The 13,838-nt window shown below is 66.2% G+C and carries 14 protein-coding genes; 2 read left to right on the forward strand and 12 right to left on the reverse strand.

Annotated features, from left to right (window positions below):
• Nucleotides 1-11 precede the first annotated feature (11 nt).
• Together PSEEN_RS09915 and PSEEN_RS09920 are read right to left on the reverse strand one after the other, a co-directional pair.
• A complete protein-coding gene (locus PSEEN_RS09915) occupies nt 12-1,610 on the reverse strand; it encodes a BCCT family transporter (protein ID WP_044487958.1) in 1,599 nt (532 codons plus the stop codon).
• 243 nt (nt 1,611-1,853) lie between these two features.
• Nucleotides 1,854-2,945, reverse strand: a complete 1,092-nt coding sequence (locus tag PSEEN_RS09920) for a tartrate dehydrogenase (protein ID WP_011533362.1) — start codon at nt 2,943-2,945, stop codon at nt 1,854-1,856.
• A gap of 94 nt (nt 2,946-3,039) precedes the next feature.
• Between PSEEN_RS09920 and PSEEN_RS09925 the strand changes: the two genes are divergently transcribed.
• Entirely contained in the window at nt 3,040-3,951 is a 912-nt protein-coding gene (locus PSEEN_RS09925; RefSeq protein WP_011533363.1) for a LysR substrate-binding domain-containing protein, read from the forward strand.
• 89 nt (nt 3,952-4,040) lie between these two features.
• Here the strand turns inward: PSEEN_RS09925 and PSEEN_RS09930 are convergent, their stop codons facing one another.
• The 3 genes from PSEEN_RS09930 to lpxO form a co-directional block, all read right to left on the reverse strand.
• Nucleotides 4,041-4,610, reverse strand: coding sequence for a GNAT family N-acetyltransferase (locus tag PSEEN_RS09930; protein WP_011533364.1), 570 nt, complete (start codon nt 4,608-4,610; stop codon nt 4,041-4,043).
• Nucleotides 4,611-4,688: 78 nt separating this feature from the next.
• On the reverse strand, nt 4,689-5,033 hold the full coding sequence (locus tag PSEEN_RS09935; RefSeq protein ID WP_011533365.1) for a carboxymuconolactone decarboxylase family protein: 345 nt from the start codon (nt 5,031-5,033) through the stop codon (nt 4,689-4,691).
• Between the two features lie 90 nt (nt 5,034-5,123).
• On the reverse strand, nt 5,124-6,023 hold the full coding sequence (gene lpxO / locus PSEEN_RS09940; protein ID WP_011533366.1) for a lipid A hydroxylase LpxO: 900 nt from the start codon (nt 6,021-6,023) through the stop codon (nt 5,124-5,126).
• 324 nt (nt 6,024-6,347) lie between these two features.
• Between lpxO and thpR the strand changes: the two genes are divergently transcribed.
• Entirely contained in the window at nt 6,348-6,893 is a 546-nt protein-coding gene (thpR, locus tag PSEEN_RS09945; protein ID WP_011533367.1) for an RNA 2',3'-cyclic phosphodiesterase, read from the forward strand.
• Here thpR and PSEEN_RS09950 read toward each other — a convergent pair.
• From PSEEN_RS09950 to PSEEN_RS26070, 7 genes are all read right to left on the reverse strand, one after another.
• A complete protein-coding gene (locus tag PSEEN_RS09950; protein ID WP_011533368.1) occupies nt 6,857-8,284 on the reverse strand; it encodes an ABC-F family ATP-binding cassette domain-containing protein in 1,428 nt (475 codons plus the stop codon). The two genes, thpR and PSEEN_RS09950, sit on opposite strands and share 37 nt — an antisense overlap.
• Nucleotides 8,275-9,060, reverse strand: a complete 786-nt coding sequence (locus PSEEN_RS09955) for a thioesterase II family protein (RefSeq protein ID WP_011533369.1) — start codon at nt 9,058-9,060, stop codon at nt 8,275-8,277. The genes PSEEN_RS09950 and PSEEN_RS09955 overlap by 10 nt, the downstream gene beginning before the upstream one ends.
• 4 nt (nt 9,061-9,064) lie before the next feature.
• Nucleotides 9,065-9,493, reverse strand: coding sequence for a ParB N-terminal domain-containing protein (locus tag PSEEN_RS09960; protein WP_011533370.1), 429 nt, complete (start codon nt 9,491-9,493; stop codon nt 9,065-9,067).
• Nucleotides 9,494-9,496: 3 nt separating this feature from the next.
• Nucleotides 9,497-10,348, reverse strand: coding sequence for a methyltransferase family protein (locus PSEEN_RS09965; protein ID WP_011533371.1), 852 nt, complete (start codon nt 10,346-10,348; stop codon nt 9,497-9,499).
• Nucleotides 10,349-10,361: 13 nt separating this feature from the next.
• Nucleotides 10,362-11,744, reverse strand: coding sequence for an MATE family efflux transporter (locus PSEEN_RS09970; RefSeq protein WP_011533372.1), 1,383 nt, complete (start codon nt 11,742-11,744; stop codon nt 10,362-10,364).
• A gap of 74 nt (nt 11,745-11,818) precedes the next feature.
• Nucleotides 11,819-13,198 (reverse strand): sensor histidine kinase, encoded by a 1,380-nt coding sequence (locus PSEEN_RS09975; protein WP_011533373.1) that lies wholly within the window; start codon nt 13,196-13,198, stop codon nt 11,819-11,821.
• Entirely contained in the window at nt 13,164-13,814 is a 651-nt protein-coding gene (locus PSEEN_RS26070; RefSeq protein WP_083789161.1) for a response regulator transcription factor, read from the reverse strand. The genes PSEEN_RS09975 and PSEEN_RS26070 overlap by 35 nt, the downstream gene beginning before the upstream one ends.
• Nucleotides 13,815-13,838: the final 24 nt, after the last annotated feature.

Here is a 13,838-nt window from a genome sequence, read left to right on the forward strand (position 1 = left end):
CGAACCGACCGTCAGTGCACCGCCGCCGCGCTGCGTGGCGCGTGCGCTTGCGGTTCCTCACCCGCCAGGCGGCTGGCCTCTTCCTCGATACGGTACGCCGGCACCTGGCCATAGTCGGCCGCCAGCCACTTGAAGAAGCCGTAGATCTTCACCAGCAGGATCACCATGAACGGGATCGCGGTCAGCACCACGGCAGTCTTCATGGTCGACAGCGAGGCCTTGGCGAACAGCATGGCCAGCGGTACCAGGGTCAGCACCACGCACCAGAACAGGCGCAGGGTCGGGCTCGGGTCCTCGCCCTCGCGCAGGTTGCGGGTGCTGGTAGCGGCCACGGCGTAGGCGGCGGCGTCCATGTGCGAGGCGCAGAACACCGCCATGATGAACAGGTACGCAGCCAGGAACAGCGTGCCCCACGGCAGGGCCAGCAGCAGGTCGGTCACCGCCGCTTCGCCGCCGAGGGTGCCGAGCAACTTGGGCACGTCGATCTGGCCGTTGATGAACTGATGCATGCTGTAGCTTTCCAGCGCGCCGAAGAAGAACCAGCAGCCGAAGCTACCGCCCAGCAGCAGGGCGAACACCACTTCCTTGATCAAGCGTCCGCGCGACACACGGGCGACGAACATGGCCACGCCCGGAGCGTAGGAGACCCACCACAGCCAGTAGAACACCGTCCAGTTGCGGGTGAAGGCGCCATCGCCGGCCGGGTCGGTGAACAGGCTCATCTGCACGTAGTGCTGCAGCATCAAGCCGATGGAGTTGGCGGTGTTGTTCAGGGTGAACTGGGTCGGGCCAACCAGCAGCACGACGGCGGCGAACACCAGTGCGCCGACGCAGACCATCTTCGACAGGCGCTGCAGGCCGCCGTCGATGCCGATGTACGAACTCAACGAGAACAACAGCGCCACCGCGCCGATCACCAGCAATTGCACGGTGAAGGTGTTGGGCGTGCCGGCCAGGTCCGACAGGCCCCGGGTGAGCGTGGAGGCGGTGAGCGCCAGCGACACGGTCAGCGCGCCCATCATGGTCAGCAAGAAGATCAGGTCGACGGCACGACCGACCGGGCCGGTGGCCTTGAAGCCGGTGACTGCCTCGATGATCGAGGCCAGGTTCAGGCCGCTCTTCTTGCGCACGTGGAAGTGATAGGCCATGGCCAGCGAGGCCAGGGCGTAGATCGACCAGGCGCTGATGCCCCAGTGGAAGAACGAGTAGCTGACGCTGTACTCCAGGGCCTTGGCCGACATCGGGGCGATGTTCAGACCGGGGGTCTGATAGTAGTAGGCCCACTCCATCACGCCCCAGTACAGCGTCGAGGAGCCCATGCCGGCGCAGATGAACATGAACACCCAGGTGGTGGTGGAGTATTCGGGCTTGCCAGCACCCAGGCGGATGTTGCCGTACTTGCTGAAGGCCAGGTACAGCACGGCCAGGGAGCTGCCGAACACCAGCACCTGGACGCTGGTGCCGAAGGTGCGGGTGGCCACTTCGAACAGCTGGTTGGCCAGGTTTTCCGCTTGCGCGGGGAAGACAGCAAGGCCGATCACGGTGAGCAGCACGGCCACCAGGCTCACGGCGATCAGGAACACGTCGATCTTTTTGTTATTGGGGGACATCAATTGTCTCCTGGAGCATTTTTTTTGTAGTAGGCGTCAGGCGTTGGGAAGTCCGTGTCGAGGCTGGTTTTTCCTTTTTGTTAACTGTAGGGTAACAAGTATCTTTTGGTTTACAGATTCTGCATGGAATCGTGATGGGTGGCAATAGGATCGTCGGACAATCCGGATGGTTGGTTTTGCCCTTTTCGCGGATGAATCCGCTCCTACAAGAGCGGATTCATCCGCGAAAAGGGCGCCGCCGACTCAAGCCCCGAGCAACTCGGCAATCGCCTTGCCCACTTCCTGAGTCGAACGGCTGCCACCCATGTCGCGGGTGGTGTCGCCATTGGCGATCACGGTTTCGATGGCCTTGAGAATGTCGTCATGAGCCGCCTGGTAGCGCGCATCACCGTCATCCTTGCCAAGGAACTCGAGCATCAGTGCGCCCGACCAGATCATCGCGATCGGGTTGGCGATGTTCTTGCCATGGATGTCCGGCGCCGAACCGTGCACCGGCTCGAACAGCGACGGGAACTTGCGCTCGGGGTTGAGGTTGGCCGACGGCGCGATGCCGATGGTGCCGGCGCAGGCCGGACCCAGGTCGGAGAGAATGTCGCCGAACAGGTTGGAAGCCACCACCACGTCGAAGCGTTCCGGCTGCAGCACGAAGCGCGCGCAGAGGATGTCGATGTGCTGCTTGTCCCAGCTGATCTCGGGGTAGTGGGCGGCCATGGCGGCGGTGCGCTCGTCCCAGTAGGGCATGCTCACGGCCATGCCGTTGGACTTGGTCGCCGATGTGACGTGCTTGCGTTCGCGGGTCTGGGCCACATCGAAGGCGTACTTGAGGATGCGGTCCACGCCGCGGCGGGTGAACACCGACTCCTGCAGGACGAATTCGTTTTCGGTGTTCTCGAACATGCGCCCGCCCAGGGACGAGTACTCGCCCTCGGTGTTCTCGCGGATCACCACGAAATCGATGTCGCCGGGCTTCTTGTTCGCCAGCGGGCAGGGTACGCCGGGGAACAGGCGCACCGGGCGGATGTTCACGTACTGGTCGAAGTCGCGGCGGAACTTGAGCAGCGAGCCCCACAGCGAGATGTGGTCCGGCACCTTGTCTGGCCAGCCGACGGCGCCGAAGTACAGGGCGTCGAAGCCCTTGAGCTGGTCGAACCAGTCGTCGGGCATCATCTTGCCGTGGGCCAGGTAGTAGTCGCAGCTGGCCCATTCGAAGTACTCGATCTGCAGGTCGAGGCCGTGCTTGCGCGCGGCGGCCTCGACCACGCGGATGCCTTCGGGGAGGACTTCGTTGCCGATGCCGTCACCGGGGATGGCGGCGATCTTGAAGGTCTTGGTCATGGGGCGCATCTCGTGTCCAGGGAAGATGCGGTCATGCTATAAGGGTACGATGTGCAGATAATCTGCCGATCTATCAATTCTTGGTGCACGAAGCGTGAATAATCTGCCGAACCTTGACGACCTCGATATCTTCCTGCAAGTGGCCCGCCGCGCCAGCTTTGCCGCCGTGGCGGACGAGCGTGGTATGTCGGCGGCGTTCGTCAGCAAACGCATTCGCCTGCTTGAGGAAAGCCTCGGGGTACGCCTGCTGCATCGCACCACGCGGCGAGTGTCGGTGAGCGAGGAGGGCGAGCGGGTCTACCAGTGGGCGCAGCAGATCTTCGATACCGTGCAGCGCATGGACGATGACCTCAACGCCGGTCAGCGCGAGCCGGCCGGGCAGTTGCGCATCGCCAGCAGCCTGGGGTTGGGGCGGCGCTTCGTGGCGCCGGCGTTGTCGGAGCTTGCCGCGCGCTACCCGCGCCTGGATATCCGCCTTGATGTGCATGACCGCCTGGTTGACCTGATCGCCGAGGGTGTCGACCTGGATATTCGCGTGGGCAACGTGATTGCCCCGCACCTGATCGCCAAGCCGCTGGCGCGCAACCGCCGGGTGCTGTGCGCGGCGCCTTCGTACCTGGCCGAACACGGTGCGCCACGGGTGCTGGCCGACCTGGCCAGCCATGATTGCCTGGTGATCAAGGAGCGCGACCACCCGTTCGGCCTCTGGCACCTGGAAGGGCCGCAGGGCGAGGAGAGTGTGCGGGTGACCGGCGCGTTGTCGAGCAACCATGGCGAAGTGGCGCACCAGTGGTGCCTGGATGGCCGTGGGATTCTGCTGCGTTCCTGGTGGGATGTGTACGACAGCATTGCCGATGGACGGCTGGTGCAGGTGTTGCCCGACTACCAGCAGGCGGCGGACATCTGGGCGGTGTATACCGCGCCGCTGGCGGGGTCGGCCAAGGTGCGGGTGGCGGTGGAGTTCTTCCGGCAGTATTTCGCCGAGCGTTACCGGTTGCCGGTGTAGGAGCCGGCCTTGCCGGCGAACCTGGCGACGCGGTGGAAGGCACCGGCCATGCCGGTGTTCGCCGGCAAGGCCGGCGCCTACAGGGACTGTTATCGACCGCGGCGGCGGGAAACCCGTGCCTCGATATTCTTGCGCCCGATCAGCAACGGTGGTTTCTCCACCACCGGCTCGTCGGCCAGCCACTTGTACATCACCAGGCAGTCCACCAGCCCATGCTCGGCATGGCGATAGGCCTTGGGCAGGCGCCCGACGGTCTCGAAGCCCAGCGCGTGCCACAGCGCCACGGCCACTTCGTTGGTGGCCACCACCGAATTGAACTGCAGGGCCAGGAAGCCTTCCTGGCGTGCCAGCTTCTGCGAGTGCTCGCACATCAGCCTGGCCACGCCACGGCCACGAGCTTGCTCGCAGACCATGTAGCCGCAGTTGCCCACGTGCGCGCCGGGGCCGGCGGCATTGGCCTTTAGGAAGTAGGAGCCGAGCAGTTCGCCGTCTTCTTCAGCCACCAGGGTGCGCAGGGGTAGCTCCAACCACAGCTGGCGGGCCCGGTCGATGTCGAGTTCGGGGTCGAAGGCGTAGGTCTGGCGGGCCTGGACGATGGCCTGGAAGGTGGGCCAGAAGCGCTCGAAGTCTTCCGGGGTCATGGGGCGAATGTGAATCATGGCAATACCTGCGCGGGCTGGACCGCCCAGTCTGGGTGTCGCGGCGCCGTCGCGCAAGGGCGGTGACGCCGCGCGGGGTCAGGCGCCGGCCTTGCCGACGGCATCCAGCGCCCGTGCCGAGTAGACCAGCGCCGCGCCGGCGTTCATCGCCACGGCCACGCCGAGCGCTTCGGCGATTTCTTCGCGGCTGGCGCCGTGCTTGACCGCCTGCTGCGAGTGCACGGCGATGCAGCCGTCGCAACGGGTGGTGACGGCCACGGCCAGGGAAATCAACTCGCGGGTCTTGGCGTCCAGGTGGTTGGTCTTGGCGCCGGCGCCGCTGGCGGTCATGTAGCCGGCCACGGTGTCGGGGGAGAGTTGCTTGAGATCGCCGATGCCGGCCATCAACTGCTTACGGTAGGCGTCCCAGTCCATCATGCTCATCGTCTTCACCTTGTCAGGTTGGCAACAGGAGCTTTCAGGCTAGTCGAAGTTCGGGTGCCTGGGGGGCTGCGTGGCAGCCCCAAGGGGCGATCAGATATAGATGAACACCAGCACCAGTGCCGCGACCACTGCCCATTTTTCCAGGTAGTAGCGGGTGCGGTTGCGTTTCTTCATCGCCTTGCCGCGCTCGCGGATCTTGTAGATGCGGGTGAACAGGCGGTTGATGCCACCGGTCTTGTCATTGGCGTCGTTGGGCGCGGCGGCGGCGGCCATCACGTTGCGGCTGAACCAGCGGTTGAAGGCACTTGCCCAGCGGTACTTGAGTGGGCGTTCGACGTCGCAGAACAGGATGATGCGGTTGTGTTCGGTGGTGTTGGCGGCGTAGTGGATGTAGGTTTCGTCGAACACCACGGCCTGGCCGTCGCGCCAGGAGTACTTTTCGCCGTCGACGTCGATGTAGCAACCGTCGTCATTGGGCGTGTCCAGGCCCAGGTGGTAGCGATACGAGCCGGCATACGGGTCGCGGTGGCGCACCAGCTTGGCGCCTGGAGGCAGGGTGGCGAACATCGCCGCCTTGACCGAACCGATGCCCTGTAGCAGTTCGGTGGTGCGCGGGCACAGGGTCATCGCCGACGGGTGGCTCTCGCCGTACCACTTCAGGTAGAAACGTTTCCAGCCGGTCTTGAAGAACGAGTTGAAGCCGACATCGTCGTAGTTGTCGGACTTCTTGATCTCGCCCGCGTGCAGCAGGTGCTGCGCCTCTTCGCGGATCTCCTGCCAGTGGTCCTGGAGCGTCTGCAGCTCGGGGAACGCCTCGACCGGCAGGTAGGGCTTGGCCGGGTGCTTGGAGAACAGGTAGAGGAAGCTATTGACCGGTGCCAGGAAGCTGGAGTGGTCGCCCAGTTGGCGGGTCAGCTTGTGACGCACCCGACCGCGCAGGTGAACATAGGCGATCGAGAGGACGAAGATCAGTACGAGTGCGATTTTCATGGACGGTTACTTGTCTAAAAAATGGCCATGCGCCATGGCTTGAGCCCGCCAGCATAAACAATCGCGACTTGGGTTTGTACTTATTGTTACGACAAATCCGGGCGACTTAGGTGTAATGGCCTACAGGTTGCGTAAACGATTCAACTGGAGGTGGGTTGTCATTCCGTGCTTGGGGGCTGGTTTTTTCAAGGTGTTCGACGGGAGGGTTGCAGCGCCCTGAAGATCGAGCGCCGCCCGTGCGGCGCATCGCGGATGAATCCGCTCCTACGGTTGTTGCAACGTACCACTACACTCGAACATCCCACCGCGCCCAAGGAGTTTCATATGGCCCAGGATGCACGCCCCAGCGGCGCCCCGTTCAAGCGCCTGTTCTTCGCCCTGTCGGTCAGTGATGCCCAGCGTCGCGCCCTGGCCAAGTGGCGACGCGAACTGAACCTGCGCAGCGGCAAGCCGGTGCCGGCGGATAACTTCCATGTCACCTTGCTGTTCCTGGGCGATGTGGACGCGGCCCTGGTGCCGGCCATTTGTGCCGCGGTCGAGCCGTTGCAGCGCCCGCAGGCGCCGCTGCGCCTGCCGCTCGACCGCTTGCAGGTCTGGCAGCGGGCCAGCGCGCTGGTGCTGGCGCCACAGCAGGCACCGACGGCCCTGCTTCAGCTCGTGTACGCCTTGCAACAGGCCATGTTGCCCTTGGGTATCGAGGAGCGGGCGCGCGAGTACCGGCCGCACCTGACGCTGTCCCGGGATTTTCACACGCAGGTGCCGGAGGCCGCGCAAGCGCCTGATTTTCTCCTCGCGGCGCGACACTTCACCCTCTACGAGTCGCGCAAGGGCCGCTACTGGCCACTGGCCGAGTGGCCCTTGGCGCAGTGAAAGCTGCGGCTGACGCCCAGCCCTTCGAGGAAGCCCTCGTCGTGGGAGATCACCAGCAGCGCGTTGGGATAGTCCGTCAGCACCTCCAGCACATGGGTACGCATGCGCAGGTCGAGGTTGTTGGTGGGTTCGTCGAGTATCAGCAGTTGTGGCGGGCTTGCGGCGATGCAGGCCAGCGACAGGCGCGCCTTCTCGCCGCCGGAGAGCGCCCGCACGGGAGTCTGCACCGCGTCACCGTCGCGGAACAGGAAGTCGGCCAGGTGCGTGCGCAACTGCTCGATGGACCAGGCAGGGACCACCTGCGCCAGGGCGTCCTGCACGCAAAGCTCGGCGGGCAGGGTGCTGTAATGCTGGTCGATGTAGCCGATCTGCGTGGGCGGCGGGATCAGCCAGTCGCCTGTGCGCCATACCTGCGGATCGCCGAGGATGGCCCGGGCCAGGGTCGACTTTCCGCTGCCGTTGTTGCCGGTCAGGGCCAGGCGCTCGCCGCTGGCCAGTTGCAGGTCGATACCGTCGAGCACGGGACTGGCGTCGTAGCCGACACGGCCGTCGCGCACCTGGATCAGCACCCGTGACGACTGCGCCGCCGCCGGCAGGTGGAAGCGTGGGACGATCACCGGCTCTGGCCGCAACTCGGCCAGCTGGGCGCCGAGGTCGCGTTGCTGTTGCAGGATCTGCGCCTGCTTGCGCCCGGCCGTGGTGTTGCCGCGCCCCAGCTTGGTGGGCGAGCGCACGGTGGCCCACTTGCTGTTCTGGATCGCCTTCACGCCCCGCTTGCGCGCATTGGCGGCACGCGCCTGCTCCTGCATCAGCGAATCGTGGGCATCGTCACGGGCGCGGCGCATCTCGCTGATGCGCTTGTCGAGCACGCCGCGCTGCAGGTCGCGTTCGGCCATGTAGTCGGCGTAGCAGCCGTTGAACACGTCGAGGTGCCCATGGTGCAGGTGCCAGAGGGTGTCGCAGGTCTGGTTCATCAGTGCCACGTCATGGGTGACCATTACCAGGGTGCCATGGAAGTGCTCGAGCATGCGCGACAACGAACGACGGTTGGCGGCGTCCAGGTGGTTGGTCGGCTCGTCCAGCAGCAGCAGGTCGGGGCCCAGGGCCAGGGCCTGGCTCAGGGCCTGGTTGACCCGTTGCCCGCCGCTGAGCGATGACTCGCCGTCCAGCACTTGTGGCACATGGCCGATGCGCAGGCCGCCATGGCGTTCGATGTGCCCTTCGCTGGGCGCCAGGCTGCCTTGCAGCAGGCGCAGCAGCGACGACTTGCCGCTGCCGTTGTCGCCGATGATGGCGATGCGCTGCCCCCACTCGATGCGGGCGTCCAGGTCGCTGAAGCAGGTCCTGCGGCCATGGTTCAGGCTGATGCCGCGTAGTTCGATCATTGCCATTGTACGGGAGCCCTCCTGGGCGGGCCGTTCAGTGTCGTGGCCATGGCGTCGAGTATGCAACGCCGGATGGCCGCGGCTTGAGGCCGGATGAAAAAGTGATCGCCGGCGAATCCGTGGTGGCTGCAGCCCGCGCTGGTTTCGTCGGCCCAGGCCACCAGGTCGGCGCCGGGGACATGGGGGTCGTCGTGCCCGGTGAACACATGGATCGGTATTGGCAGCGGCGGTGATCGCCGATAACGGTAGTCGCCCACCAGGCGGAAGTCGGCGCGCAAGGTCGGCAGTACCAGGCCCAGCAAGTCAGGGTTGGCCAGCACGCCTGCGGGTGTGCCGTTGTAGTCGCGCAGGTGGGCCAGCAGCTGTTCGTCGTCGAGGGTGTGCAAGGGTGGTTCAAGGCGGCAGGCCGAAGGCGCCGCGCAACCGGAGGCGAACAGCCGCAAGGGCAAAGGCATGCCCTGGCGGTGCAGGCTACGGGTCAGTTCGAAGGCCAGCAGGGCGCCCAGGCTGTGGCCGAAGAAGGCGAACGGCAGGCCGTCGTCGTTCGCGCGCAGCACCGCGACCAGCTCGGTGACCAGTGTCGCCAGGTCGTCGCGGGCGGGCTCGGCCATGCGCGAGCCGCGCCCCGGCAACTGAACCGCGCACAACTCCAGGTGCGGGCCCAGGTGCGGATGCCAGGGCAGGTAGTCGGCGGCGCTGCCGCCGGCGTGGCTGAAGCAGAACAGGCGCAGGCGTGGTGCGATCACGCTGCGGCGTACGAACCAGGTGTCGCGTGGTGGCATCGGCTCATCCTTGGCGAAGCGGCGGAGGTTGATGCTGGCGCAACAGCGCCAGGGGCAGGTTGATCGGGGGCAAGGCCGGCTGGAAGCGGTGCCGGGTGGTTTTGTAGGGCAGCACCTGGCCGGCGGCGATGGTGCCGTAGAGGTGTGCCAGGTCGAAGGCCTGGCCGTCGGCCCAGGCCTGCACGCTGACCCGTCGATCGCTGTAGTCGAGCAGCACGCAGGGCAGGCTATGCAAGCCCAGCAGGCGGGCCGCGAACAACCGGTGGTTGCCATCCATCACCAGGCCGCTGCGACGCTCGATCGGCACCGCGCTGCACCACTGTTGTCGCTCGAGGATCGCCAGGGCCAGGGCGCGGGCGTGGCGTTCGTCGATGGCCTCGCTGGCGCGCAGGGTGTCGATGGCGGTCAGCTCGATGTCATAGCCGTGATGCATGGGTCACCTCGTCAGGCGCAGGTCCAGCAGTGTCATGCCGTTTGCCAGGCGATGCGACTCGCCCAGCGCCAGCCCGCTGTCCCTGGCCAGGGCCAGGTAGTGCGCCTGGTCGCGCTCGCGGCCCGGGCCGATCAGCAAGTTGTTCAGGTCCAGCCAGCGGGCCGCGTCGAAGCCGTTGCCGGGCGTGAACATCAGCTCCACCAGCAACAGGCGGCTGTCGGGTGCCATGGCCTCGGCGCAGCGCCGCAGCAGGGCGCGTGCCTGGTCGTCGTCCAGGCGATGCAGCTGGTGGGTCAGCAGGTAGAGGTCGGCGGCGGGCGGCGGCGCTTGCTCGGTGTGTTCGACGCGCGCCACGCGAGCACCATCGCCCAGGTCGCAGACCGCCTGGATCGCCCGCTCCTGGGCCGCTGCGTCGGCGGCGAGGTAGTCGGCATGGATGCCGGGCTGGCTCGCGCGGCGCTCCAGGTATTGGTAGTAGGGCTGGCCATGGCGCTGTTCGAACACTGGGTCGCCCAAGCGCACGGCCTGGTAAAGGTCGCCCCAGCTCGCATAGTGCTCGGCACCGTAGAGGCTGGCGGCCAGGTACTGCGACTGCGGATGGTCGCGACGCAGCAGCTCGGAGGCGCCGGCGTGCACGAAGCCATCGTCTTGTTCGGCGAACAGGCCGATGCCGCACAACGCTCGTAACAGGCGTTGCAGGCCATCGGCTGGGCAGCCGCAGGCCTGAGCCAGGTGTTCCAGGGATACCGGGTGCTGGTCGATGTGCTCGGCGATGCCCAGGCGCGCGGCGACGTGGATCGCCTGGGAGATCTGGAAACCGAAGATCCACAGGCGCAACTGGCGGGCATCGGGCATGGTCGGGAACTCCTCATTCATGGACAGGTTGACGGGCCGGGACTGCGGACAGGGGCGCCGTGCGCTGGTGGAAGCGGCCCAGCATCAGCACCGCGCCGAGGCCGAAGGCCAGCAGCAGGCCGCCGTTGATGCCCCACAGGCCCAGCCCACCGGGGAAGGCCAACAGGTAGCACAGCGGCATGCCCAGCACCCACAACAGCGCCATGTTCAGCCACATGGGCCCCCAGATGTCCGGTAGGCCGCGCAGGGCAGAGAGCATCAGGTTGCGCAGGGCATCCAGGGCCTGGCTGAAGGCGACCACCGCCAGCATGCCGGTGGCCAGCGCGGCCAACGTCGGGTAGTCCGCCCGCGCCGGGTCGAGGTAGGCATCGATGATCGGGCGTGGCAGCAGCAAGTAGACCAACGCAAGGGCCGCCATCACCGCGCCGACCAGCACTGTCGCCGCCAGGCCGATGCGCCGTACCGCCTGGCCGTCGCCACGGCCCATGGCCCGACTGATCAGCAAGGTGCAGGCCTGGCCCGCGCCCATGGGGATCATCAGCGCGACGGTGGCGCACTGGATGACGATCTGCTGCACGCTGAGCGCGCCAACCCCCAGCCAGCCGACCATGATGTTCACCAGGCTGAATGCCAGCAGTTCGCTGGCGAACTGCACGGTGATCGGCACACCGAGCACGAAGAACGCCTTCAGCCGGTCCGGCGCCCACAACTGCTCGCGGGTGAACAGTTGGTACGGGCGCATGGCCGGCGCCAGGGCCAGGTAGCCGAGGGTCAGCAGCAGCACCACCCAGTTCATCGTCGATACGGCATGGGCCCAGCCAGCCATGCCCAGCGCGGGCAGGCCCCAGGCACCGTGCAGCAGGGCCGTGCCGAGCAGCAGCACGCCGGCCAGGTTGATGGCGCTGAACACCATCACCAGGCGGCCCTTGCCGGCCGGGAAGAACAGCTGGTGGCAGCAGGCGGTACACAGGAACGGCGGCATGCCCCAGGCCATGGCGCGCCAGTAGTCGGCGGTCAGCGCCTGCAGCGCCTCTGGCTCGCCCAGCAGCGGCATCAGGGTCGGCAGCGCCAGCAGTGCCAGGGCGGCGAGCACGCCGATTGCCACGCTCATGAACAGGCCCTGGCGCAGGTCGACACCCACTCCCGTGGCCTGGCCCTGGCCCAGTCGGCGGGCGATGCAGATACCGGTGGCCAGCAGCGGCGACAGGGCGATGACCTGGATGCTGGTGCACAGCACCGTCACCAGGGCGCCAGCGGCGACCTCGCTGGGGCCGAGGCGGGCGATCAGCAGCATGCCGATGACGTTCACGGCGATGTGCAGCACGCGTACACCAAGGATGGGCGTGGCCAGTTTGATGATTTCGCGGCACCAGGTGCCGAGCGTTGTGTCAGTCATTGCAGATTCCAGGGCAGTGCGGCGACAGTCATGCAGGCTAGGGCGCCGGAGGTTGTGGCAACAGGTGCAAATCCTCATGGTTCCGGTGAGTCACCGGGAATGTGCACGCGCACCAGGGTGAGGCCATGGCGTTCGTGCACGCTGACCTCGTGGCCGAGGATCGCGCACAGGCGCAGGACGATGGCCAGCCCCAGGCCGACACCCTCCTGTGGGCAAGGGCCGTCGGGCGTTGCCTGGTAGTAGGGGCTGAAGATCCGCTGGCGGTCCTGCTTGGGGATGCCGGGGCCATCGTCCCAGACTTCCAGGGCGACGCCGCGGCGCGTGCGACGGGCCGCCACCAGCACGCGGCCGCGGGCGAACTTGCAGGCATTGGCCAGCAGATTTTCCATGACCCGCGCCAGGCGGTTGTGATCGCTGCGCAGGGTCAGGGCGCTGGCGCGCACGCGCAGGTCGACGCCGCGCTGCAGGGCGACATCCTCGAAGCCCAGCTCCAGTTCCTGGAACAGCGACTGCACCTGCAAGGCTTGGCAATGCGGGGTCGTGCTGTCACTGCGCAGGCGGGCCAGGTCGAGGAAGTCACGCACGTAGGCCTGCAGGTTGAGCACCACGTAGAGGGTCTTGCCCAGCAGCACGCGGCCTTCGCGGGGGTCACTGTGCTGCACGGTGTGCAACAGCAGTTGCATGGCGTGCAGGCGTTGGCGGAAATCATGCGAGGCCTCCTGGAAGAACCGACAGTCGCGATCGACCTGGCAGGCCAGCTCGCGGCGTTGCCGGGACAGCTCCAGGTTTTGCACGCGCAGTTGGGCGAGGTTGCGGTCGAGCTCGTCGAACAGCTCCAGCGCCCTGCCGCGCAAGGCCAGCAGCACCGCCAGGCAAGCCAGGGCCAGCGCCAGCAATGCCTGGCGGCCCAGTGTCTGGTAGGGCGCCAGCACCGGTGCCAGCGCGCTGCCCAGCACCAGGGTCAGGTCGCTGTCGGGCAGTCGGCGATAGGTGAGCAGTTGACTGTTACCCAGGGCGTCGTCGGTGATGCTGCTGGCCACCCGCGCATGGCGGCTGCGGCGGTACGCCGAGGTGCGCGCCAGGGTTTGCGAGGCCGGCGCCGGCGAGCGTTCGGTGGCATAGGCGACGCGCCCCTCGTCATCGAGCAGGTAAAGCTGCCGGTGGTCACGCAGCGATGGCGCCAGGTTGTCGTCCAGATAGTGGCCAAGACCTTCGGCGCCAAGGTCGCGAGGCAGGCTGGCGACCATTTCGCAGGCCAGCATCTGCTGGGCACCTTGCAGGTTCTCCAACAACCCCGCCTTGAACCGTTGCAGGACGAAACCGCCGAGCAGCACGAACACCAGCGACAGGCCCAGGGTGAGTGCAAGGGCGATGCGCCAGGAGATTCGGCGGGCCGTGGCCAGCGGCGGGGGCAGGCGTTCAGTGCCAAGCGGCTCTTGATGTGTCGTAGTCATGCAGGTACCCCAGGTCCATGGCGCGCGACACCGCGTGGGTGCGGTTGGTCACGCCCAGTACACGCATCAAGCCGGTGACGTGGTTGTTCACCGTGCCCAGGCTCAGGCCCAGTTCCGCGGCAACCTCCTTGGAAGCCAGGCCGCGGTGCAACAACTGGAGGATTTCCTGTTGCCGCCGGGTCAGGCGCACGGCTTCGGAGGGGGCGCGGTCATCGCTGATGGGAAATGTCTTCTGGCCGTGCAGGATGTGTTGCATTGCCTGGGTGAAGTCTTCCAGGTTGGCCGCCTTGACCACGTAGCCAAGCAGGCCCATCGCCTGGACTTGCTGGCTCCAGTCCTGGTTGTGGGTGGCGGTCACCACGGCGCACTTTGCCGCCACGCCGAGGCGGTGGAAAGTTCTGACCAATGAGAGTCCGCAAGCATGCGGCACATTGATATCAAGTAATATCCGGTGCCAGTCGCGTTCATGTCGGAAAGTTTCGATAGCGCTGGGCGCACTGTCGCAAATGAATACATTCAATGAGGTATCCATCTTCAACAAGAGTGATCGGGTGGCGTCGGCCACCAGCGGGTGATCTTCCACAAGCAATATTCTTTTTGTTGTCTGAAAGTGCATCGTTTCAATCCTCGTCACCTGCGC

The organism is Pseudomonas entomophila L48, assembly GCF_000026105.1.
Lineage (GTDB): Bacteria > Pseudomonadota > Gammaproteobacteria > Pseudomonadales > Pseudomonadaceae > Aquipseudomonas > Aquipseudomonas entomophila.

Coding starts and splice junctions, on each gene's coding strand:
- PSEEN_RS09915 (WP_044487958.1), bottom strand. CDS start 1,610: ATGTCCCCCAATAACAAAAAGATCGACGTGTTCCTGATCGCCGTGAGC.
- PSEEN_RS09920 (WP_011533362.1), bottom strand. CDS start 2,945: ATGACCAAGACCTTCAAGATCGCCGCCATCCCCGGTGACGGCATCGGC.
- PSEEN_RS09930 (WP_011533364.1), bottom strand. CDS start 4,610: ATGATTCACATTCGCCCCATGACCCCGGAAGACTTCGAGCGCTTCTGG.
- PSEEN_RS09935 (WP_011533365.1), bottom strand. CDS start 5,033: ATGAGCATGATGGACTGGGACGCCTACCGTAAGCAGTTGATGGCCGGC.
- lpxO (WP_011533366.1), bottom strand. CDS start 6,023: ATGAAAATCGCACTCGTACTGATCTTCGTCCTCTCGATCGCCTATGTT.
- thpR (WP_011533367.1), top strand. CDS start 6,348: ATGGCCCAGGATGCACGCCCCAGCGGCGCCCCGTTCAAGCGCCTGTTC.
- PSEEN_RS09950 (WP_011533368.1), bottom strand. CDS start 8,284: ATGGCAATGATCGAACTACGCGGCATCAGCCTGAACCATGGCCGCAGG.
- PSEEN_RS09955 (WP_011533369.1), bottom strand. CDS start 9,060: ATGCCACCACGCGACACCTGGTTCGTACGCCGCAGCGTGATCGCACCA.
- PSEEN_RS09960 (WP_011533370.1), bottom strand. CDS start 9,493: ATGCATCACGGCTATGACATCGAGCTGACCGCCATCGACACCCTGCGC.
- PSEEN_RS09965 (WP_011533371.1), bottom strand. CDS start 10,348: ATGCCCGATGCCCGCCAGTTGCGCCTGTGGATCTTCGGTTTCCAGATC.
- PSEEN_RS09970 (WP_011533372.1), bottom strand. CDS start 11,744: ATGACTGACACAACGCTCGGCACCTGGTGCCGCGAAATCATCAAACTG.
- PSEEN_RS09975 (WP_011533373.1), bottom strand. CDS start 13,198: ATGACTACGACACATCAAGAGCCGCTTGGCACTGAACGCCTGCCCCCG.
- PSEEN_RS26070 (WP_083789161.1), bottom strand. CDS start 13,814: ATGCACTTTCAGACAACAAAAAGAATATTGCTTGTGGAAGATCACCCG.